This is a genomic window from Micromonospora sp. AKA38 (assembly GCF_027925725.1).
Classification (GTDB): Bacteria; Actinomycetota; Actinomycetes; order Mycobacteriales; family Micromonosporaceae; genus Micromonospora.
Genome location: NZ_BNEI01000003.1, coordinates 1,227,047 through 1,246,451, shown reverse-complemented (window position 1 = coordinate 1,246,451; position 19,405 = coordinate 1,227,047). Strand labels below are relative to the sequence as shown.

Sequence of the window (19,405 nt, the reverse complement as noted above, 5' to 3'; positions counted from 1 at the left end):
CACGAGAGAGAAGGAAGGCTGCTGATGCCAGGTCAACAGCGCCGTGGCGGCGGGTCCGGTGGCAACGAGGGTGGTCGCCGCGACAACCGCCGTGAGGGCGGCCGCGGAAACGCGCCCGTCGAGAAGACCCCGCACCTCGAGCGGGTCGTCGCGATCAACCGCGTCGCCAAGGTCGTGAAGGGCGGTCGTCGCTTCAGCTTCACCGCCCTCGTGATCGTGGGCGACGGCGACGGCACCGTCGGCGTGGGCTACGGAAAGGCCAAGGAGGTGCCCGCGGCGATCGCCAAGGGCGTCGAGGAGGCCAAGAAGCACTTCTTCAAGGTGCCGCGGATCGGTCAGTCGATCCCGCACCCGGTCACGGGCGAGGACGCCGCCGGTGTGGTGCTGCTCAAGCCGGCCTCCGCCGGTACGGGTGTCATCGCCGGTGGTCCGGTGCGTGCCGTGCTGGAGTGCGCGGGCATCCACGACGTGCTCTCCAAGAGCCTCGGCTCGTCCAACCCGATCAACATCGTGCACGCCACCGTGGCGGCCCTGAAGGGGCTTGAGTCCCCCGAGCAGGTCGCGGCGCGTCGTGGCCTGCCGGTGGAGGACGTCGCGCCGGCCGCCATGCTGGCGTCGCGTGCGGGGGTGGCGTCCTGATGGCACGTCTGAAGGTCACCCAGGTCCGGTCCGGGATCGGGCGCAAGCAGAACCAGCGTGACTCGCTGCGTTCGCTCGGGCTCAAGCGGATCAACGACGTGGTGGTCAAGGAGGACCGGCCGGAGATCCGCGGCATGATCTTCACGGTCAACCACCTCGTGAAGGTCGAGGAGGTCGAGTAATGACGATCAAGGTGCACCACCTGCGTCCCGCCCCGGGAGCCAAGACCGACAAGACCCGGGTGGGTCGCGGTGAGGGTTCGAAGGGCAAGACCGCTGGACGCGGTACCAAGGGTTCGAAGGCCCGGAAGAACATCTCGCCGGCGTTCGAGGGTGGGCAGATGCCCATCCACATGCGCCTGCCGAAGATGAAGGGCTTCAAGAACAAGTTCAAGGTCGTGTTCCAGGTGGTCAACCTGGACCGGCTGGCGGAGCTCTTCCCGAACGGCGGCCAGGTCGGCCCGGTCGAGCTGGTCGAGGCCGGCGCGGTCCGCAAGGGCCACCCGGTCAAGGTGCTCGGCACCGGCGACCTCGGCGGTGTGTCCCTCCAGGTGTCGGCGCACGCGTTCAGCGCGTCGGCCAAGGAGAAGATCACCGCGGCCGGCGGCTCGGTCACCGAGCTCTAAGGGCATTTTCGTGGCGCCCGCTCAGTTGTTCGCGACTGGGCGGGCGTCATGGTCTACCGGTCGCGTGTGCGCCGGGTAACATCGGATTCGTTTTATGTAGCCGGGCACATCTGCCCGGACCGGGATCGGGCTGTTAGAGTCCGTTGCCAGCCATGGATACCGGGCACTCCGCCCGGCACCCACCCCGCCCCGCCAGGGATCGTCACCGGCGGCCCGCGTCGCGCAGGAGGAAGAAGTTGCTGTCCGCCTTTCTCAGTGCGTTCCGTACGCCTGACCTGCGCAAGAAGCTGCTGTTCACAGTAGGCATCATCGCGGTCTACCGGCTGGGCGCCACGCTGCCCAGCCCGGGCGTCTCGTACGGCAACGTGCAGAAGTGCCTCGACACCATCCAGGGCAGCACCGGCGTGCTCAACCTGCTGGATCTGTTCTCCGGCGGCGCGCTGCTCCAGCTCTCGGTCTTCGCGCTGGGCATCATGCCCTACATCACCGCGTCGATCATCCTGCAGCTGCTGACGGTGGTGATCCCGCGCCTGGAGCAGCTCCGCAAGGAGGGCCAGGCCGGCCAGGCGAAGATCACCCAGTACACCCGCTACCTGACGCTGGGGCTGGGCATCCTCCAGTCCTCCGCGTTCGTGGCGCTGGCCCGCTCCGGGCAGCTGTTCAACAACCAGTGCGACCAGTTCCCGATCGTGCCCAAGGGCACCGGCATCCCGGACTGGCTGACGCTCACCGTCCTGGTGATGACGATGACCGCCGGCACCGGCGTGGTGATGTGGCTCGGCGAGCTGATCACCGACCGGGGCGTCGGCAACGGCATGTCGGTGCTGATCTTCACCTCGATCGCGGCCCGGCTCCCCAGCGAGGGCTGGAAGATCAAGACCACCAAGGGCTGGGGGATGTTCCTCCTCGTCATCGCCCTGGTGCTGCTGGTCATCACCGCGGTCACGTTCATCGAGCAGGCGCAGCGCCGAATCCCGGTGCAGTACGCGAAGCGCATGATCGGCCGGCGGATGTACGGCGGCACCTCCACCTACATCCCGCTCAAGGTGAACCAGGCCGGCGTCATCCCGGTCATCTTCGCCTCGTCGCTGCTCTACCTGCCGACGCTCGCGCTCCAGTTCTTCGACCAGAACGACCCGGGCAAGGTCCAGGCCTGGATCCAGAACCACATCGTGAAGGCGAGCGCGCCGGAGCACATCGCGATCTACTTCCTGCTGATCATCTTCTTCACGTACTTCTACGTGTCGATCACGTTCAACCCGACCGAGGTCGCGGACAACATGAAGAAGTACGGCGGCTTCGTGCCGGGCATCCGCCCCGGCAAGCCGACCGCCGAGTACCTCGACTTCATCCTCAGCCGGATCACCCTGCCGGGTGCGCTCTACCTCGGCATCATCGCGATCCTGCCGAACTTCTTCTTCATCTGGCTGGACAACCAGCAGTTCCAGAACTTCCCGTTCGGCGGCACCGCTGTGCTCATCATGGTCGGCGTCGGTCTGGAGACCGTGAAGCAGATCGAGAGCCAACTCATGCAGCGGAACTACGAAGGGTTCCTGCGGTAGATGCGACTCGTTCTGGTTGGCCCGCCGGGCGCGGGCAAGGGCACACAGGCGGAGTTCATCGCCGCGCACCTCTCGGTGCCGAAGATCTCGACCGGTGACATCTTCCGGGCCAACGTCACCCAGGGCACCCCGCTGGGCGTCGAGGCGAAGCGGTACATGGACGCCGGCAAGCTGGTCCCGGACGACGTCACCATCAACATGGTCCGGGACCGGCTCGCCGAGCCGGACGCCGGCGAGGGTTTCCTGCTCGACGGCTTCCCGCGCACCACGCCGCAGGCGGCCGAGCTGGACAAGCTCCTCGCCGACCTGGGCACCATGCTGGACCTGGTGCTCGAGCTGGTGGTCGACGACGACGAGGTGATCCGGCGGCTCTCCGGCCGGCGCACCTGCCGGGGCTGCGGCAAGATCTGGCACGTCGAGTTCGACGCGACCACCCGGGACGGCATCTGCGACCGGTGCGGCGCGGAGCTGTTCCAGCGCGACGACGACAAGCCGGAGACGATCGCCGCGCGGCTGCGGGAATACTCCGAGAAGACCGCGCCGCTTGTCGACTACTACGGCGCCCAGGGCAAGCTGGTGGGCATCGACGCGACCGGGCCGGTGGAGGACGTCACGGTCCGCGCCATCGACGCCCTGCGGTCGTACGGCGGCTGACCTCCCACCGCCGCCCGGCGGATAGACTGTGAACAGCGGGGTACGCGCGACGTGCCCCGCTGTTCCGTGTAACGAAAGGTGAACGCCGTCATGCGCCGTCCCCAGCTGGACATCCAGCTGAAGACCCCCGAGCAGATCGAGCTGATGCGGGCCGCCGGTCTGGTGGTCGCCCGCGCTCTGGCCCGGATGCGGGAGGCGGTCGCGCCCGGTGTGTCGACCGCCGACCTCGACGCGATCGCCGAGACGACCATCCGGGAGGCCGGCGCGGTCCCGTCGTTCAAGGGCTACCACGGCTTCCCGGCCTCGATCTGTTCCTCGGTCAACGAGCAGGTGGTGCACGCCATCCCGTCGCCCGAGCAGGTGCTGCGCGAGGGCGACCTGATCTCGATCGACTGCGGGGCGGTGCTCGACGGTTGGCACGGCGACGCGGCGATCACGGTGGCGGTGGGGGAGGTCGACCCGGCGCTGCTGCGGATGGCCGAGGTGGCCGAGGACGCCATGTGGGCCGGGATCGCCGCCGCGGCCCGGGGCGCGGCCTCCGGCAAGGGCCGGCTGACCGACATCTCGCACGCGGTGGAGACCGCGGTCCGCAAGGGCGGCCGGTACGGCATCGTCGACGGCTACGGCGGCCACGGCATCGGCACGGAGATGCACCAGGACCCGCACGTGCTCAACCACGGTCGCCCCGGCAAGGGCCCCCGGCTGGTGCCCGGTCTGGCGCTCGCCATCGAGCCGATGATCACGGCGGGCTCCCCGCGTACCGTCGAGTTGGCCGACGGCTGGACGGTGGTGACGCGGGACCGCTCGATGGCGGTGCACGTGGAGCACTCGATGGCGCTGCTGGCGGACGGGGTGTGGGTGCTCACCGCCGAGGATGGCGGCCGGGCCCGCCTCGGCGATCTGGTGACCTCCCGCCAGCCGGCGAACTCCCCGGCCCGCTGACCCACCCGCCCCCTGTTTCACGGAAAGAGGGGGTATTCGGGCCCGGACGGCAACTCATTCCGTGAAACCGGGCGCGGGGCGGGGTGGCGGGGTGGCGGTCCGGTGGCATCCTTGCCGACATGGACGGGCACCGGGAGATGCGGGCGGCCGACCGCGACCGGGAGGCCGTCGCGGAGCGGCTCCGGGTGGCGCTGGAGGAGGGGCGGCTCGGCCTGCACGAGTACGACGAGCGGCTGGCCCGCGCGTACGGCGCCCGGACCTACGGCGAGCTGGACGAGGTGGTGGCCGACCTGCCCGGCCCGGCGCCCGTCGAGCGGTCCGCGCTGGCGCCCGCCGCGCCGAATCCACCTCCTGCGCCGGTCGCGCCGTCCGACCCGGTGGCCGGTGCCCACGAGGTGCCGGAGAACCGGTCCCGGCTGCTCGGGCTCTGGCTGCCCTGGCTGCGGGTGGCCGCGATCCTGGTGCCGATCTGGCTGATCGGCGCCGTGGCGTCCGGGCATGCCGCCGGCGTCTGGCCGCTCTGGGTGCTGGGGCCGTGGGGCGGCCTGGTGCTGATGCAGTCGGTCGGGCTGATCGGCGCGGATCACGGCCGGAAGCGGCGCGACCGCCGCCGATAGCTGTGCCGCTTGTCACAACCGGGCCGGAAATCCGCCGTTCGAGGGATCTGCCGGCCGGCCGGTTTGGCGACGGCGCGCGGGCGGGCGTACACTTTCAGATCGGCGCACAGCGTCCACTCCGCCATGCCCACCCTGCGCTTCGGTGGGAGTCGGAGCCGCGGCTGGCGCGGGTTCACTGATCTTGGTCAGTTCACCCGTGTAAGACGTTGTGGGCCGTCCGGAGCAACCGACGTCAGGACAGCGGAGTACATGCCGAAAAAAGACGGAGCCATCGAGATCGAGGGTCGGGTCATCGAGCCCCTGCCGAACGCCATGTTCCGGGTGGAGCTCGCGAACGGCCACAAGGTGCTGGCTCACATCAGCGGCAAGATGCGGCAGCACTACATCCGCATCCTGCCGGAGGACCGGGTCGTCGTCGAACTGTCGCCGTACGACCTGACCCGCGGGCGCATCGTCTACCGCTACAAGTAAGCCTGACGACGGCCGGGACGTCCCCGTATCCGTCTTCGACGTCCGGGTCGCGATCCGTCGCGCTCCGGGCCAGATGGGAAGTAAGGCAACCGTGAAGGTCAAGCCGAGCGTCAAGAGGATCTGCAACAAGTGCCGGGTGATCCGTCGGCACGGCCGGGTCATGGTCATCTGCAGCGACCCGCGTCACAAGCAGCGCCAGGGCTGACGCCCCACACATCACCAGCTCGTCCCAGCCGCGGACGGTGCGCCTCGCGCGTACCCCTCGTGGTTGACCCCCGGTCGGAGGCCGGGGCCCGCTCGGGCAGCGGGGTGGGACGGGTCCAGACCTCCGCCACAAACCATGAGGAGTACGCCCGCACATGGCACGTCTAGTCGGCGTGGATCTCCCCCGCGAGAAGCGGATGGAGATCGCGCTCACCTACATCTTCGGGGTCGGCCGTACCCGCGCCCTGGAGACGCTCGCCGCGACCGGCATTTCGCCGGACAAGCGCGTTCGGGACCTCACGGACGAGGAGCTCGTCGAGCTCCGGAACCACATCGAGGGCAACTACAAAGTTGAAGGCGACCTGCGCCGCGAGGTCGCCGCTGACATCCGCCGCAAGGTCGAGATCGGCTGCTACGCCGGCATCCGGCACCGTCGCGGTCTGCCCGTGCGCGGTCAGCGCACCAAGACCAACGCGCGGACCCGGAAGGGCCCGAAGCGGACCGTGGCCGGCAAGAAGAAGCCCGGCAAGAAGTAACTAGGAGCGCACAGACTTATGCCACCGAAGGCTCGTGCCGGAGCCGCCGTCAAGAAGGTCCGGCGCAAGGAACGCAAGAACGTCGCCCACGGGCAGGCGCACATCAAGAGCACCTTCAACAACACCATCGTGTCCATCACGGACCCGACCGGTGCGGTCATCTCCTGGGCCTCCTCCGGCCAGGTGGGCTTCAAGGGCTCCCGCAAGTCGACCCCGTTCGCCGCGCAGCTGGCCGCCGAGGCCGCCGCGCGTCGGGCCATGGAGCACGGCATGCGCAAGGTCGACGTGTTCGTCAAGGGCCCCGGCTCCGGCCGGGAGACCGCCATCCGTTCGCTGCAGGCCGCCGGTCTCGAGGTCGGGCAGATTTCCGACGTCACGCCGCAGCCGCACAACGGGTGCCGTCCGCCGAAGCGTCGCCGGGTCTGAGAGGTTAGAGAGAGATGGCTCGTTACACCGGTGCTGACTGCCGCCGTTGCCGGCGGGAGAAGATGAAGCTGTTCCTCAAGGGCAGCAAGTGCGATGGTCCGAAGTGCCCGTTCGAGTCCCGGCCGTTCCCGCCCGGGCAGCACGGCCGCGGCCGCACGAAGGAGACGGAGTACCTGCTCCAGCTCCGTGAGAAGCAGAAGGCCCGTCGTGTCTACGGCGTGCTGGAGAAGCAGTTCCGCGGCTACTACGAAGAGGCCGTGGGCAAGAAGGCCAAGACCGGTGAGGTTCTGCTCCAGATCCTCGAGTCGCGGCTGGACAACGTGGTCTACCGGGCCGGCTACGCCAAGTCCCGGGACATGGCCCGTCAGCTGGTCAAGCACGGTCACTTCACGGTGAACGGCAAGAAGGTCGACATCCCGTCGTTCCGCGTCAAGGAGCACGACATCATCGAGGTTCGGGGCAAGAGCAAGGAGCTCACCCCGTTCATCGTCGCGCAGGCCGAGGCCGGCTCCAAGACCGTTCCGGCGTGGCTCGAGGCCATCCCCAGCCAGATGAAGGTCCTCGTGCACTCGCTCCCGGCCCGTCAGGTGATCGACACCCAGGTCCAGGAGCAGCTGATCGTCGAGCTCTACTCCAAGTAAGGGCTCGTTGCGGTGGCCCGTCCTGCGGGGCGGGCCACCGGAACAGTTGTGTCGTGGGCGTCAAATAGCGGGCGCCCCGGAAGAGAAGAGAAAAGATGCTCATCAGCCAGCGACCGTCTCTCTCCGAAGAGTCGATCAACGAGACCCGGTCCCGGTTCACCATCGAGCCGCTGGAGCCCGGCTTCGGCTACACGCTCGGCAACTCGCTGCGCCGTACGCTGCTGTCGTCCATCCCGGGCGCGGCGGTCACCTCGATCAAGATCGACGGTGTCCTGCACGAGTTCACCACCATCCCCGGTGTCAAGGAGGACGTGGTCGAGCTCGTCATGAACATCAAGGAGCTGTGCGTCAGCTCCGAGCACGACGAGCCGGTCAGCATGTACCTGCGCAAGCAGGGCCCGGGCGACGTGACCGCCGGTGACATCCAGCCCCCGGCCGGTGTCTCCGTGCACAACCCGGACCTGAAGCTCGCCACCCTCAACGGCAAGGGCCGGCTCGACATGGAGCTGACCGTCGAGCGGGGCCGGGGCTACGTCACCGCCGCGCAGAACAAGCAGGCGGGCGCCGAGATCGGCCGGATCCCGGTCGACTCGATCTACTCGCCGGTGCTGAAGGTGACGTACCGCGTCGAGGCGACCCGCGTCGAGCAGCGGACCGACTTCGACCGGCTGATCATCGACGTCGAGACCAAGCCGTCGATGGGCCCGCGTACCGCGCTGGCCTCGGCCGGCTCGACGCTGGTGGAGCTGTTCGGGCTCGCCCGCGAGCTGGACGAGACCGCCGAGGGCATCGACATCGGGCCGTCCCCGCAGGACGCCCAGCTGGCGGCGGACCTGGCTCTGCCGATCGAGGAGCTGGACCTCACCGTCCGTTCCTACAACTGCCTCAAGCGCGAGGGCATCAACTCCGTTGGTGAGCTGATCGGGCGTACCGAGGCCGACCTCCTCGACATCCGCAACTTCGGTCAGAAGTCGATCGACGAGGTCAAGATGAAGCTCGCCGGGATGGGCCTGGGGCTGAAGGACTCGGCTCCGAACTTCGACCCGGCGCACGTCGTGGACGCCTTCGGCGAGGCCGACTACGACACCGACGACTACCGCGAGACCGAGCAGCTCTAGTCCGCGCTGCCGCCACACCTGAGGAGCACCAAGCATGCCCACGCCCACCAAGGGCCCCCGCCTCGGCGGCAGCCCCGCGCACGAGCGGCTGATGCTGGCCAACCTGGCCACCGCGCTGTTCCAGCACGGCAAGATCCAGACCACCGAGACGAAGGCCCGGCGGCTCCGTCCGCTGGCCGAGCAGCTCATCACCAAGGCCAAGCGCGGCGACCTCGCCTCGCGTCGGCGGGTGGCGGGCGTCGTCAAGGACAAGGACGTGGTCTACTCCCTGTTCGACCAGATCGCGCCCCGGTACGCCAACCGCAACGGTGGCTACACCCGGATCGTGAAGACCGGTCCGCGCAAGGGTGACGCCGCTCCGATGGCGATCATCGAGCTGGTCGAGGAGCTTCAGGTCGCCGAGCCGAAGGCGAACAAGAAGACCGCCGCCCGCAAGGCCGCCCAGCAGGACAAGGTCGAGGCCCTGGCCCCGGCCGAGGAGACCCCCAAGGCCAGCACCGGCGACCAGGACGCCGAGGCTCCGGTCTCCGCCTCCGGTGACACCGCCGCCGCCCGCGAGGACAGCGACGAGGCCACCGAGAACGACAAGGCCTGAGTTCAGGCTCGACCGGGCCCGGCATCCCCACGGGGGTGCCGGGCCCGTCGCCGTCAACGGGAGGTACGAGGTGGACGAGCGGACCCGGCTGCGGCTGGACGTCTCGTACGACGGCACCGACTTCTCCGGATGGGCCCCGCAGCCCACCCGGCGCACGGTGGCCGGCGTGCTCATGGCGACGCTGGACCTGGTGCTCGGCGCCGGCACGGTCACCGGGCTCACCGTGGCCGGGCGGACCGACGCCGGGGTGCACGCCACCGGACAGGTCTGCCACCTGGACCTGCCGACCGAGGTGTGGCGGGCGCACGAGGGGCGGCTGCTGCGCCGGCTGGCCCGGCTGCTCCCGCCGGACGCCCGGGTACGCGCGATGACCGAGGTGCCGGCCGACTTCGACGCCCGGTTCTCGGCCACCTTCCGGCGCTACGAGTACCGGGTCACCGACGCGCCGTGGGGCGCCGAGCCGCTGCGTCGGCGGGACACGCTGGCCTGGTCGAAGCCGCTGGACCTGGCCGCGTTGAACGAGGCCGCGGCCGGTCTGGTGGGCGAGCACGACTTCGCCGCGTACTGCCGGCGCAAGGAGAACGCCACCACGCTGCGCGAGGTGACCCGGCTGGACTGGCGGCGCGACCCGGACGGGATCCTGGTCGCCACCGTGCGGGCCGACGCGTTCTGCCAGAACATGGTGCGCAGTCTGGTCGGCGCCATGCTGGTCGCCGGTGACGGCCGGCGGCCGGTCGAGTGGCCGGCCGGGCTGCTGACCCGCCGGGAACGGTCCAGCGAGGTCACCGTGGCGCCCGCGCACGGCCTCGCGCTGGTCGAGGTCGGCTACCCGGCCGACCCGGCGCAGTACGCCCGCCGCGCCGACCTCACCCGCCGGCTGCGGGTCCCGGTCGCCGAGGGCTGAGCCGGGCGGAGGACGACGCAGGCGCGGCCAAGCGGCCCGGAGACGGCGAACGGCCCGCCACCGGAGTTGGATGGCGGGCCGGGGGAGCGCCGCTTCAGTCGCCGGTGCCGCGCTGGCCGGCGCTGTCCTCGGTCGGACCGTCGGTGGGCTGGCCGGCCGTGCCGCCCGCGGCCCGGTGGTCCAGCACGTTCCGGTTCAGGTGCAGCTCGATCAGGTCGAACATGATCTCGCGGGCGACCGCGTCGTCGGTCGGGATCCGTTCCCCGTCCGCGCGGGTGACCAGGCAGAAGGCGAGATAGTGGCCGCGTACCTGCCAGCCGACCCGGGCGGCGGCCTTCTCCACCGCCTCGGTGCCCGCCCCCGCCGGCAGGCCCCGGAACCGTCCCTGGCGGTCGTCCAGCAACGGCCGGATCCGGTCCCGTACCCGCTGGGCGCTGGCCAGGTCGGTCAGGTTGAACAGCCCGGCGGTGAGCAGGTGGTCGCCGTCGGGGGAGCGGAGCGTGCCCCGGACGACCTGGTTGCACCCGAGCCGGACCAGCAGGTCGGCGATCTCGCCGGTGGCCGAGACGGCGCAGTCGGTGCTGGCCTGCGTCTTGAGCACCCGGTACGCCGGCTTGCCGTCGGTGACCACGAGTTGCTTGCCCGGGAACAGCTCCTTGGCGGTGAGCGTCGCCTGGTCGGTGTCCCGCGAGTCCAGGTCGGACCGGCCGGGCACGCTCGACTCGGACACCGTCGGCCGGGGGGTCTGCTCACTCGTCGGCGGCGTGTCGGCCCGCTCGTCGAGCAGCGCCGCGACGGCCAGGCCGGTGAGGGAGAGCAGGAGCAGCACGGCGGCGCCGCCGACCAGCGCCTGCCAGAACCGGCCGCCGTCGCGGCGGCCCGCCCGCCGGTTCCGTGCCTGGTCGGGCAGGCTCGTGGCGCGGAACGCCGGGCCGGCCGGGACCGGCACGGTCGGGCCCGCGGTCGCGGCGGGCACCGGCTGTGGCACCGGTGGCGCGGGCTGGGGCACCGGGGCGGGCTCCCGGGGCGGTGTGGGCGCCGGCGCGGGTGGCGCGGGGGCGGGCGCCCGGGCGTCGTCGGGGGCCGGGCGGGTGGCCCGGGCCGGTGGCAGCGACGGCGTGGGGAAGCGGGACGGCGACGGGCCGGCCGGTGGCGGCGTCGCGACCACGGGCCCGACCGGGGCCGGCCCGGGCTCCGGATATTCGAGGAAGGCGTCCTCATCGGACTCGTACCGGTACACCATGTGGGATAGAGTAGGGCCGATTATCCCTTTCAGGGGGAATATCGGGAAATTCCGGCGGGGTGGCGTCGCTCCCTGCCTGCCGTACCGTCGCCCGGGCCGCCACCTGCCGGTGCGAGAATGCCCGCGTGACCGGCGACCACTACTTCACCGCTGAGCCCACGACCCCGGCCCGCCCGCGCGAGGTCGAGTTCTCCGTCGCCGGGCGCGACTACACGCTCACCTCGGCCGGCGGCGTCTTCTCCGCCGACCGGCTCGACCCCGGCACCGCCGTGCTGCTGCGCAAGGCCGACCTGCCGGCCGCCGACGCCGCCGGCCCGCTGCTCGACATCGGCTGCGGATTCGGCCCGATCACCTGCGTCCTGGCCACGCTCGCGCCGGCCGCCACGGTCTGGGCGGTGGACGTCAACGAACGGGCCCGCGCGCTCACCACCGCCAACGCCGCCCGCCTCGACGCGGCCGACCGGGTCCACGCCGTCGCCCCGGACGACCTGCCGCCGGACGTCACGTTCGCGCAGATCTGGTCGAACCCACCGATCCACGTCGGCAAGGCCGAACTGCACGACCTGCTGCTGCGCTGGCTGCCCCGGCTCACCCCGGACGGCGTGGCCTGGCTGGTCGTCGCCCGGCACCTCGGCGGCGACTCGCTGCACCGCTGGCTTGTCGAGCAGGGCTGGCAGGTGCAGCGGCACGCCAGCCAGAAGGGCTACCGGGTGCTCCGCGTCACCCGGTAATCCGGTGTCGGCCGGGCCGCCGGCTCGGGCAGGATGCCCGCGTGGGATACGTGGACGTGGCAGGGGTCGGGCACATCCTCCCGGACGGGCGGGAGCTGTTCCGCGACGTGTCGTTCCGGGTCGGTGAGGGCGCCAAGGTGGCGCTCGTCGGCCCCAACGGCGCCGGCAAGACGACGTTGCTCCGGATGGTCGCCGGTGACCTGCCGGTGCCCACCGGCGCGATCGCCCGCGCCGGCGGGCTGGGCGTGATGCGGCAGTTCATCGGCATGATCGGTGACGAGTCGACGCTCGCCGACCTGGCCCTGTCACTCGCGCCGCCGGCGCTGCGCGACGCCGGGCGCCGGCTGGTCGAGACCGAGGCGGCCATGCGGACGGCCGAGGTCCGGGGCAAGTTCAGCTCCGCCGCCGGCAAGGCCCAGCTCGCGTACGCCGACGCGCTGGCCGCCTGGGGCGAAGCCGGCGGGTACGACGCCGAGGTGCTCTTCGACACCGTCACCACCATCGTGCTGGACCTGCCGTGGGACGCCGCCCGGGACCGACCGGTCCGGACGCTCTCCGGTGGCCAGCAGAAACGCTTCGCGCTGGAGCTGCTGCTGCGCGGCCCGGACGAGGTGCTGCTGCTCGACGAGCCGGACAACTTCCTCGACGTGCCCGGCAAGCGGTGGCTGGAGGCGCGGCTGCGGGAGTCCGCCAAGTCCGTGCTCTACGTCTCGCACGACCGGGAGCTGCTGGCGCAGACCGCCGACCGGGTGGTCGCCGTGGAGGGCGGCAGCGCCTGGGTGCACCCGGGCGGCTTCGCGAGCTGGCACGACGCGCGGGTGGCCCGGCACGCCCGCCTCGACGAGCTGCGTCGGCGCTGGGACGAGGAACACCAGAAGCTGCGCGAACTGATGCTGATGTACAAGCAGAAGGCCGCGTACAACGACGGGCTCGCCTCCCGCTACCAGGCCGCGCAGACCCGGCTGCGCAAGTTCGAGGAGGCCGGGCCGCCGCCCGTACCCCCGAAGGACCAGGACATCCGGATGCGGCTGACCGGCGGGCGGACCGGCAAGCGCGCGGTGATCGCCGAGCAACTTGAGCTGGACGGCCTGACCTACCCGTTCGACCTGGAACTCTGGTACGGCGACCGGGTCGCGGTGCTCGGCGCGAACGGGACCGGCAAGTCCCACTTCCTGCGCCTGCTGGCCCGCGGTGGCACCGACCCCGAGCCGGGCAACACGCCTGTCGACGGCGCCGCCGCGCTCGCGCCGGTCGCGCACGGCGGTGTGGTGCGGCTCGGTGCCCGGGTCCGGCCGGGGCACTTCTCGCAGACCCACGACCGCCCGGAGCTGATGGCGAAGACGCTTGTCGAGGTGCTGTGGCGGGGTGACGAGCACCGGGCCGGCATGGACCGGCACGCGGCCATGGCGGCGCTGTCCCGCTACGAGCTGGCCGGCCAGGGCGACCAGCGCTTCGGCACGCTCTCCGGCGGCCAGCAGGCCCGCTTCCTGGTGCTGCTGCTGGAGCTGTCCGGGGCCACGCTGCTGCTGCTCGACGAGCCGACCGACAACCTCGACCTGGCCTCCGCCGAGGCGCTGGAGGCCGGGCTGACCGCGTTCGACGGCACGGTGGTCGCGGTGACGCACGACAGGTGGTTCACCCGGACCTTCGACCGGTTCGTGCTGTTCCGCGGCGACGGGGACGTGGTGGAGACGCCGGAGCCGGTCTGGGACGTCGGATGATCGACCAGGAGCTGGTCGACCGGCTCTGCGCGGTCGACGGCGTGGTCGCGGTGGCGCTCGGCGGCAGCCGGGCCCGCGGCGAACACCGGCCCGACTCCGACTGGGACGTCGGCCTCTACTACCGGGGTACGCCGGACGTGGCCGGGCTGCGCGCGGTCGCCGACTCGGTCGCCGACAGCCCGGTGGACCTCACCGCACCCGGCGGCTGGGGCCCCTGGGTCGACGGCGGCGGCTGGCTGCGCGTCGGCGGGGTGGCGGTGGACTGGATCTACCGGGACCTGGACCGGGTGCACCGGGTCTGGGCGGACTGCCGCGCCGGCCGCTACACGGTCGAGGTGCAGGCCGGGCACCCGCTCGGGTTCTACTCGCCCGCGTACGCCGGGGAGGTCGCGCTCGGCCGGGTGCTGGGCGACCCGACCGGCGAGCTGACCGCGCTGCGGGCCGAGACCGTCCACTACCCGCCCGCGCTCGGCGCGGCACTCGTGGCCGGCGGCTGGGAGGCCGGCCTGCTGCTCGACGGCGCGGCCAAGGGCGCGGCCGGCGGCGATGCCGGGTACGTGGCCGGGTGCCTGTTCCGGGTGGTCGGCGTGCTCGCGCAGGCGCTGCACGGCCGGGCCGGGCGATGGCTGGTCAACGAGAAGGGCATGCTCGCCTCGGCCGGGCGGCTGCCGGGCACGCCACCGGACTTCACCGCCCGGGCGCAGGCGCTGCTCGGCGCGCTCGGGCGTACCCCGGTCGAGCTGGCGGCGACGGTCGGTGCCGCCCGGGCGCTCGTCGCCGACGCGCTGGGCTGAGACGCCCGGGCCGGCGGGCCCGGCCCGGTGGCAGCCGGTCGGGCTCGTCCCGGTGCTCGGGCGGCGGCGGGCATAGGGTGGGACTCGTGAGTGAGATGACCTACCGTCGGCTGGGCGACTCCGGACTCGTGGTGTCCGTGGTCGGCATCGGCTGCAACAACTTCGGCCGCAAACTCGACAGCGACGGCACCCGGGCGGTGGTCGACGCCGCGCTCGACGCCGGGATCACCTTCTTCGACACCGCCGACATCTACGGCGAACCGCAGGGCGGCTCCGAGGAGCTGCTCGGTCAGGCGCTCAAGGGGCGCCGCGACGACGTGGTGGTCGCCACCAAGTTCGGCATGGACATGCACGGCGCGAACGGGCCGGACCACGGCGCCCGGGGCGCCCGCCGCTACATCGCCCGCGCGGTCGAGGCGTCGCTGCGCCGGCTCGGCACCGACCACATCGACCTCTACCAGATGCACGAGCCCGACCCGGGCACGCCGATCGACGAGACGCTCGCCGCGCTGGACGACCTGGTGACCGCCGGCAAGGTGCGTTACCTCGGCAACTCCAACTTCGCCGGCTGGCAGATCGCCGACGCCGACTGGACCGCGTCGTCGGCGGGGCGTACCCGGTTCATCTCCGCGCAGAACCACTACTCGCTGCTGGAGCGGGGGGTGGAGGACGAGGTGATCCCGGCCTGCGAGCGGTTCGGCCTCGGCATGCTGCCGTTCTTCCCGCTCGCCAACGGGCTGCTCACCGGCAAGTACAAGCGGGGCGAGGCGCCCCCGACGGGCAGCCGGCTGGCCGGCGGCGGCCGGTACGCCGAGCGGCTGGCGGCGGCGCGCTGGGACACCATCGAGGCCATCGAGGCGTACGCCGCCGAGCGTGGGATCAGCATGCTCCAGGTGGCCATCGGCGGGCTGGCCGCCCGGCCGGCGGTGACCTCGGTGATCGCCGGCGCGACCACTCCGGACCAGGTACGCGCCAACGCCGACGCGGGCACCTGGCAGCCCACCGACGAGGACCTCGACGCCCTGGACGCCCTCCTCTGACGGCTCCCGCGTCGCCCGTTGGGTGGGCAACTCGGTGAGTGGAACGCTATGGCTGTCTCCGGGGGGATTTGACGTTCATGGCGTTCCACTCACGGGCGGCGTTCCGCGAGGGCCTGGCGGACTAGGGCGACGGTGGCGGTTGGGCGGCGCAGCACGTCGTCGGCGGTGAACCTCAGCACGATCCAGCCGGCCGCGCGGAGCGCGTTGAGGCGTGCCACGTCCCGCCGGAACTGGGCCCGTTGCCGGTGGTGGTCGCCGTCGTACTCGACCGCGAGGCGCAGCGCCGGCCAGGCCAGGTCCACCCGGGCCAGGAAGTGCCCGCCGGCGCGCACCTCATGCTGGGCGGTCAGCGGGCCGAGGCCGGCGTCGAGGAGGAGCAGCCGCAGCCGCGTCTCCATCGGGGACTCGCTCAACGGCTCGGCCAGCGCCAACACCTCGCGTAGCAGCGGTGCACCCGGCCAGCCCGGGTGTTCCGCGGCGTAGGCGCGCAACGCGGTCAGTTCCACCACCCGCCGATGCAGCAGCGCGTCCACGGCGACCAGCGCCTCCGCCCGGGGACCGGCGCGGCCCAGGTCGAATGCGGTACGCAGCGGTGTGGTGACCGGCAGTCCGGCGAACCGGATGCGGTCCCGCTCCGGTAACGGCGACCGGATCACGCGTAACCGCGGATGCGGGCGCAGCCGAACGGCCGTCGGCAGCAGCGCGGTCACCGGGGCGTTCCGGGCGAGCAGGTCCGCGCCGAACAGGTGGGCGGCGCTGCGGCCGGCCAGCGCGGCGTCCGGCGGCAGCCGCAACCCGACCGCGTCGCACCACATCCGGTGGTCGTCGGCGCGGTATGCGTCGCGGTGCACGTACACGTCGGGCAGCAGGCGGACCCACGTCGGCCCGCGCAGCATCGGCCGGGTGAAACGTCCGTCGGCAACCGCTCGGCTGGCTCGGAACGGCCACGCGGACAGGTCGCGCGGGACGCGGGCGTGAGTCGACATCCCGGCAGCGTGCCGTGACTCGACGGTCACCCGCCGTCCCGGTCCGCCGGGTGGTGCGGTCCTGGGAAAAAACTCACCCGGTCTTCCGTACGGCGGGGAGGCGTCGTACGGTAGGCCGCAAGTGACCCACGGGAGCCCGGTGTGGACCGGGCTGAGAGGGGGGCTGACAGCCCCCGACCGTTGAACCTGATCCGGGTAATGCCGGCGCAGGGAGGAGCGTTGCCGTGCCGTCCCTGGGACGACTGCATCTCATCACCGACACCCGCCCGGGGCGGGATCCGCTCGGCGTGCTGCGCGCCGCCCTGCCGGTGGGCCGCGCCGAACTCGTCGTGCAGGTCCGCGTGACGGACGACGCCACCGACCGGGAGGCGTACGAGCTGGCCCGCCGGGTGGTCGAGGCGTGCCGGCCGTACGGCACGTGTTGCCTGGTCAACGACCGGTTGCACGTGGCGCTCGCGGTGGGCGCGGCCGGTGGCCACGTCGGGGCGGACGACCTGCCGGTGGCCGCCGCCCGCCGGGTGCTCGGCGTCGACGCGGTGCTCGGCGCGACCGCCCGGGAGCCGGGCACGGCCCGGTCCGCGGTCGCCGCCGGAGCGAGCTACCTGGGCGTGGGCCCCTGCCATGCCACCGCCACGAAGCCGGGGCTGCCCGCGCCGATCGGCCCGGACGGGGTACGCGCGGTCACCGACGCGGTGACCGTGCCGGTGATCGCCATCGGCGGGGTGACCGCCGCGGCGGTGCCGGCGTTGCGGGCGGCCGGGGCGTACGGGGTGGCGGTGGTCGGCGCGCTGTCCGAGGCGGCCGACCCCGCGCACGCCACCGCCGAGCTGCTCGGTGCGCTGACGTGTTAAGCGGGGGCCCCTCCTCTACCGAATGCGTTAACAGGGGGCCCGTCCTTTCCGAGGTGGGGGTGGTGGGGGCGGGGCCGGTGGGGCTGGCGATCGCGTGGCGGTGCGCGCAGCGCGGGCTGCGGGTGAGCGTGTACGACGACCGCCCCGGGTCGGGCGCGGCGCGGGTCGCCGCCGGCATGCTCGCCCCGGTCGCCGAGGCGTACTTCGGTGAGCGGGAGCTGACCGGGCTGCTCGTCGGGTCCGCGGCCCGGTGGCCGGCGTTCGCCGCCGAGCTGGCCGAGGCGAGCGGCGTCGACCTGGGCCACCGCACCGAGGGCACGCTGGTGGTCGGGCTCACCGCCGACGACCTGGCCGAGGCGGGGCGGCTGTGGTCGTACCAGCAGGGTCTGGGGTTGCCGATCACGCCGCTGCGCCCGTCGGCGCTGCGCGACCGCGAGCCGGCGCTGGCCACCCGGGTGCGCGGCGGCGCGGTCGCGCCCGGCGACCACCAGGTCGACCCGCGCCGCCTGGTCGCCGCGCTGCGGGTCGCGGCGGAGCGGGCCGGCGTGACGTTCCGGCCGACGCGGGTCGGCACGCTGTCCGAGGTGGACGCGCGGGTCACCGTGGTCGCGGCCGGCTGCGGCGCGGCGGCGCTGACCGGGCTGCCGATCCGGCCGGTGAAGGGTCAGGTGCTGCGGCTCCGCGCGCCCGCCGGCGGTCCGCCGGGCTTCCGGCACGTGATCCGGGGGTACGCCGACGGCGAGCCGGTCTACCTGGTGCCCCGGGCCGGCGGCGAGGTGGTGGTCGGCGCCACCGTGGAGGAACGCGCGGACGTCGAGGTGACCGCCGGCGGTGTGCTGCTGCTGCTCCGCGCCGCCGCCGAGCTGGTCCCCGAGCTGACCGAGTACGCGCTGGTGGAGGCCGTCGCCGGGCTGCGCCCGGGCACGCCGGACAACGCGCCGGTGATCGGGGCGCTGCCCGGCCGGCCCGGCGTGCTCGCCGCCACCGGGCACCACCGGCACGGCATCGTGCTCACCCCGGTCACCGCCGACCTGGTCACCGAACTGATCGTCAACGGCGAGCCGGATCCGGCGCTCGCCCCCTTCAGCCCGGCACGGTTTTCGAAGGAGCGCCTGTGGAACTGATCGTCAACGGCACGGGGCGGACGCTGCACGACGGCGTCACGCTCGCCGAGGTGGTCCGCGCGGTGACCGGTCAGCAGCGCGGCCTCGCGGTCGCGGTCAACGGCGAGGTGGTGCCGCGCGGCGGTTGGCCGGCGAGCGTGCTGCGCGACGGCGACTGCGTCGAGGTGCTCAGCGCCGCGCAGGGCGGGTGACCGGGATGTCCCTGGAGATCGGCGGCGTGCCGCTCGGCTCCCGGCTGGTGCTCGGCACCGGCGGCGCGGCCAGCCTGGACGTGCTGGAGGCGGCGGTCCGGGCGTCCGGCACGGAGGTGGTGACGCTGGCGCTGCGTCGGGTCGACACCACGCCGGGTGGCGCGGGCGGGCTGCTCGACCTGCTGGAGCGGTGCGGGGTACGGCTGCTGCCGAACACGGCCGGCTGCCGGACCGCGGTGGAGGCGGTGAAGACGGCGCACCTGGCCCGGGAGGCGTTCGACACCGACTGGGTGAAGCTGGAGGTGATCGGCGACGAGCGCACGCTGCTGCCCGACGGGGTGGAGCTGCTGCGCGCCGCCGAGGAACTGGTCGCCGACGGGTTCACCGTGCTGCCGTACACCTCGGACGATCCGGTGCTGGCCCGGCGGCTGGCCGACGTCGGCTGCGCCGCGGTGATGCCGGCCGGGTCGCCGATCGGCTCCGGTCTGGGCATCGGCAACCCGCATCACATCCGGCTGATCCGGCAGGCCGTCGACGTGCCGGTGATCCTCGACGCCGGTATCGGCACCGCCTCCGACGCCGCGCTCGCCATGGAACTGGGTTGCGACGGGGTGCTGCTGGCCAGCGCCGTCACCCGCGCCGCCGACCCGGTGGCCATGGCCACCGCCATGCGCCACGCGGTCGAGGCCGGTCGCCTCGCGTACGGGGCCGGCCGCATCCCCCGCCGCTCCCACGCGCTCCCGTCCACCCCCGACGACGGCCGGCCCGACCTGTGACCGGTGCCCGCGTC

Annotated in this window: 25 protein-coding genes and 1 riboswitch; of the genes, 23 read left to right on the top strand and 2 right to left on the bottom strand. The window is 72.6% G+C overall.

The genetic code is table 11. The annotated features are described in order from the left end of the window. Nucleotides 1-24: 24 nt before the first annotated feature. From rpsE to truA, 15 genes are all read left to right on the top strand, one after another. Nucleotides 25-639, top strand: coding sequence for a 30S ribosomal protein S5 (gene rpsE, locus TPA0908_RS14290; protein WP_013288621.1), 615 nt, complete (start codon nucleotides 25-27; stop codon nucleotides 637-639). Then, the gene (gene rpmD, locus TPA0908_RS14285) at nucleotides 639-821 is read left to right on the top strand and encodes a 50S ribosomal protein L30 (RefSeq protein WP_091065818.1); all 183 of its coding nucleotides are present in this window, start codon (nucleotides 639-641) and stop codon (nucleotides 819-821) included. The genes rpsE and rpmD overlap by 1 nt, the downstream gene beginning before the upstream one ends. Beyond that, nucleotides 821-1,264, top strand: a complete 444-nt coding sequence (gene rplO / locus TPA0908_RS14280; protein WP_018784561.1) for a 50S ribosomal protein L15 — start codon at nucleotides 821-823, stop codon at nucleotides 1,262-1,264. Before rpmD ends, rplO begins: the two co-directional genes overlap by 1 nt. Nucleotides 1,265-1,500: 236 nt before the next feature. After that, on the top strand, nucleotides 1,501-2,826 hold the full coding sequence (gene secY / locus TPA0908_RS14275; protein WP_281938099.1) for a preprotein translocase subunit SecY: 1,326 nt from the start codon (nucleotides 1,501-1,503) through the stop codon (nucleotides 2,824-2,826). Further along, nucleotides 2,827-3,480 carry an adenylate kinase gene (locus TPA0908_RS14270; protein WP_281938097.1) on the top strand — a complete coding sequence of 218 codons (654 nt, stop codon included), beginning with the start codon at nucleotides 2,827-2,829 and terminating at the stop codon, nucleotides 3,478-3,480. A gap of 90 nt (nucleotides 3,481-3,570) precedes the next feature. Then, the gene (gene map / locus TPA0908_RS14265) at nucleotides 3,571-4,422 is read left to right on the top strand and encodes a type I methionyl aminopeptidase (RefSeq protein ID WP_281938095.1); all 852 of its coding nucleotides are present in this window, start codon (nucleotides 3,571-3,573) and stop codon (nucleotides 4,420-4,422) included. 119 nt (nucleotides 4,423-4,541) lie between these two features. Continuing rightward, nucleotides 4,542-5,039: a DUF1707 SHOCT-like domain-containing protein gene (locus TPA0908_RS14260; protein ID WP_281938094.1), complete on the top strand. Its 498-nt coding sequence runs from the start codon at nucleotides 4,542-4,544 to the stop codon at nucleotides 5,037-5,039. 249 nt (nucleotides 5,040-5,288) lie between these two features. Then, nucleotides 5,289-5,510 carry a translation initiation factor IF-1 gene (infA, locus tag TPA0908_RS14255; protein ID WP_007073013.1) on the top strand — a complete coding sequence of 74 codons (222 nt, stop codon included), beginning with the start codon at nucleotides 5,289-5,291 and terminating at the stop codon, nucleotides 5,508-5,510. A 91-nt stretch (nucleotides 5,511-5,601) separates the two neighbouring features. Then, nucleotides 5,602-5,715, top strand: a complete 114-nt coding sequence (rpmJ, locus tag TPA0908_RS14250; protein ID WP_043965539.1) for a 50S ribosomal protein L36 — start codon at nucleotides 5,602-5,604, stop codon at nucleotides 5,713-5,715. Nucleotides 5,716-5,869: 154 nt separating this feature from the next. Then, nucleotides 5,870-6,250: a 30S ribosomal protein S13 gene (gene rpsM, locus TPA0908_RS14245; protein ID WP_013288614.1), complete on the top strand. Its 381-nt coding sequence runs from the start codon at nucleotides 5,870-5,872 to the stop codon at nucleotides 6,248-6,250. Nucleotides 6,251-6,268: 18 nt separating this feature from the next. Further along, entirely contained in the window at nucleotides 6,269-6,676 is a 408-nt protein-coding gene (gene rpsK / locus TPA0908_RS14240) for a 30S ribosomal protein S11 (protein WP_014440747.1), read from the top strand. Nucleotides 6,677-6,690: 14 nt separating this feature from the next. Next, nucleotides 6,691-7,317: a 30S ribosomal protein S4 gene (gene rpsD / locus TPA0908_RS14235; protein WP_089155247.1), complete on the top strand. Its 627-nt coding sequence runs from the start codon at nucleotides 6,691-6,693 to the stop codon at nucleotides 7,315-7,317. Nucleotides 7,318-7,412: 95 nt separating this feature from the next. After that, nucleotides 7,413-8,435: a DNA-directed RNA polymerase subunit alpha gene (locus tag TPA0908_RS14230; protein WP_007073009.1), complete on the top strand. Its 1,023-nt coding sequence runs from the start codon at nucleotides 7,413-7,415 to the stop codon at nucleotides 8,433-8,435. A 34-nt stretch (nucleotides 8,436-8,469) separates the two neighbouring features. Beyond that, nucleotides 8,470-9,030, top strand: coding sequence for a 50S ribosomal protein L17 (gene rplQ, locus TPA0908_RS14225; protein ID WP_281938087.1), 561 nt, complete (start codon nucleotides 8,470-8,472; stop codon nucleotides 9,028-9,030). Between the two features lie 70 nt (nucleotides 9,031-9,100). Then, entirely contained in the window at nucleotides 9,101-9,934 is an 834-nt protein-coding gene (truA, locus tag TPA0908_RS14220) for a tRNA pseudouridine(38-40) synthase TruA (protein ID WP_281938086.1), read from the top strand. A 94-nt stretch (nucleotides 9,935-10,028) separates the two neighbouring features. On the opposite strand, the gene TPA0908_RS14215 is transcribed toward truA, so the two are convergent. Further along, entirely contained in the window at nucleotides 10,029-11,177 is a 1,149-nt protein-coding gene (locus TPA0908_RS14215) for a hypothetical protein (RefSeq protein WP_281938084.1), read from the bottom strand. 125 nt (nucleotides 11,178-11,302) lie between these two features. On the opposite strand from TPA0908_RS14215, the gene TPA0908_RS14210 reads away from it, so the two are divergent. The 4 genes from TPA0908_RS14210 to TPA0908_RS14195 all read left to right on the top strand — a co-directional run bounded on the left by TPA0908_RS14210 (nucleotide 11,303) and on the right by TPA0908_RS14195 (nucleotide 15,463). Next, on the top strand, nucleotides 11,303-11,908 hold the full coding sequence (locus tag TPA0908_RS14210) for a class I SAM-dependent methyltransferase (RefSeq protein WP_281938082.1): 606 nt from the start codon (nucleotides 11,303-11,305) through the stop codon (nucleotides 11,906-11,908). A 41-nt stretch (nucleotides 11,909-11,949) separates the two neighbouring features. Then, nucleotides 11,950-13,629, top strand: coding sequence for an ABC-F family ATP-binding cassette domain-containing protein (locus TPA0908_RS14205; protein ID WP_281938080.1), 1,680 nt, complete (start codon nucleotides 11,950-11,952; stop codon nucleotides 13,627-13,629). Further along, nucleotides 13,626-14,423, top strand: a complete 798-nt coding sequence (locus TPA0908_RS14200) for a nucleotidyltransferase family protein (RefSeq protein ID WP_281938078.1) — start codon at nucleotides 13,626-13,628, stop codon at nucleotides 14,421-14,423. The genes TPA0908_RS14205 and TPA0908_RS14200 overlap by 4 nt, the downstream gene beginning before the upstream one ends. A gap of 77 nt (nucleotides 14,424-14,500) precedes the next feature. Then, the gene (locus tag TPA0908_RS14195; RefSeq protein ID WP_281938076.1) at nucleotides 14,501-15,463 is read left to right on the top strand and encodes an aldo/keto reductase; all 963 of its coding nucleotides are present in this window, start codon (nucleotides 14,501-14,503) and stop codon (nucleotides 15,461-15,463) included. A gap of 89 nt (nucleotides 15,464-15,552) precedes the next feature. Here the strand turns inward: TPA0908_RS14195 and TPA0908_RS14190 are convergent, their stop codons facing one another. Continuing rightward, a complete protein-coding gene (locus TPA0908_RS14190) occupies nucleotides 15,553-16,449 on the bottom strand; it encodes a DUF559 domain-containing protein (RefSeq protein WP_281938074.1) in 897 nt (298 codons plus the stop codon). Nucleotides 16,450-16,567: 118 nt separating this feature from the next. Further along, nucleotides 16,568-16,679, top strand: a riboswitch (TPP riboswitch). On the opposite strand from TPA0908_RS14190, the gene thiE reads away from it, so the two are divergent. From thiE to TPA0908_RS14170, 4 genes are all read left to right on the top strand, one after another. Then, nucleotides 16,674-17,300, top strand: coding sequence for a thiamine phosphate synthase (gene thiE, locus TPA0908_RS14185; RefSeq protein WP_281938072.1), 627 nt, complete (start codon nucleotides 16,674-16,676; stop codon nucleotides 17,298-17,300). (Overlaps the previous riboswitch by 6 nt.) Continuing rightward, on the top strand, nucleotides 17,294-18,424 hold the full coding sequence (gene thiO / locus TPA0908_RS14180) for a glycine oxidase ThiO (RefSeq protein WP_281938071.1): 1,131 nt from the start codon (nucleotides 17,294-17,296) through the stop codon (nucleotides 18,422-18,424). The genes thiE and thiO overlap by 7 nt, the downstream gene beginning before the upstream one ends. Beyond that, complete coding sequence (thiS, locus tag TPA0908_RS14175; protein ID WP_281938069.1) at nucleotides 18,415-18,615, top strand: sulfur carrier protein ThiS; 201 nt, start codon at nucleotides 18,415-18,417, stop codon at nucleotides 18,613-18,615. Before thiO ends, thiS begins: the two co-directional genes overlap by 10 nt. A gap of 5 nt (nucleotides 18,616-18,620) precedes the next feature. Continuing rightward, complete coding sequence (locus TPA0908_RS14170; protein WP_374709208.1) at nucleotides 18,621-19,391, top strand: thiazole synthase; 771 nt, start codon at nucleotides 18,621-18,623, stop codon at nucleotides 19,389-19,391. Nucleotides 19,392-19,405 lie beyond the last annotated feature (14 nt).

Coding starts and splice junctions, on each gene's coding strand:
- rpsE (WP_013288621.1), top strand. CDS start 25: ATGCCAGGTCAACAGCGCCGTGGCGGCGGGTCCGGTGGCAACGAGGGT.
- rpmD (WP_091065818.1), top strand. CDS start 639: ATGGCACGTCTGAAGGTCACCCAGGTCCGGTCCGGGATCGGGCGCAAG.
- rplO (WP_018784561.1), top strand. CDS start 821: ATGACGATCAAGGTGCACCACCTGCGTCCCGCCCCGGGAGCCAAGACC.
- TPA0908_RS14270 (WP_281938097.1), top strand. CDS start 2,827: ATGCGACTCGTTCTGGTTGGCCCGCCGGGCGCGGGCAAGGGCACACAG.
- map (WP_281938095.1), top strand. CDS start 3,571: ATGCGCCGTCCCCAGCTGGACATCCAGCTGAAGACCCCCGAGCAGATC.
- TPA0908_RS14260 (WP_281938094.1), top strand. CDS start 4,542: ATGGACGGGCACCGGGAGATGCGGGCGGCCGACCGCGACCGGGAGGCC.
- infA (WP_007073013.1), top strand. CDS start 5,289: ATGCCGAAAAAAGACGGAGCCATCGAGATCGAGGGTCGGGTCATCGAG.
- rpsM (WP_013288614.1), top strand. CDS start 5,870: ATGGCACGTCTAGTCGGCGTGGATCTCCCCCGCGAGAAGCGGATGGAG.
- rpsK (WP_014440747.1), top strand. CDS start 6,269: ATGCCACCGAAGGCTCGTGCCGGAGCCGCCGTCAAGAAGGTCCGGCGC.
- rpsD (WP_089155247.1), top strand. CDS start 6,691: ATGGCTCGTTACACCGGTGCTGACTGCCGCCGTTGCCGGCGGGAGAAG.
- TPA0908_RS14230 (WP_007073009.1), top strand. CDS start 7,413: ATGCTCATCAGCCAGCGACCGTCTCTCTCCGAAGAGTCGATCAACGAG.
- rplQ (WP_281938087.1), top strand. CDS start 8,470: ATGCCCACGCCCACCAAGGGCCCCCGCCTCGGCGGCAGCCCCGCGCAC.
- TPA0908_RS14215 (WP_281938084.1), bottom strand. CDS start 11,177: ATGGTGTACCGGTACGAGTCCGATGAGGACGCCTTCCTCGAATATCCG.
- TPA0908_RS14200 (WP_281938078.1), top strand. CDS start 13,626: ATGATCGACCAGGAGCTGGTCGACCGGCTCTGCGCGGTCGACGGCGTG.
- TPA0908_RS14190 (WP_281938074.1), bottom strand. CDS start 16,449: ATGTCGACTCACGCCCGCGTCCCGCGCGACCTGTCCGCGTGGCCGTTC.
- TPA0908_RS14170 (WP_374709208.1), top strand. CDS start 18,621: ATGTCCCTGGAGATCGGCGGCGTGCCGCTCGGCTCCCGGCTGGTGCTC.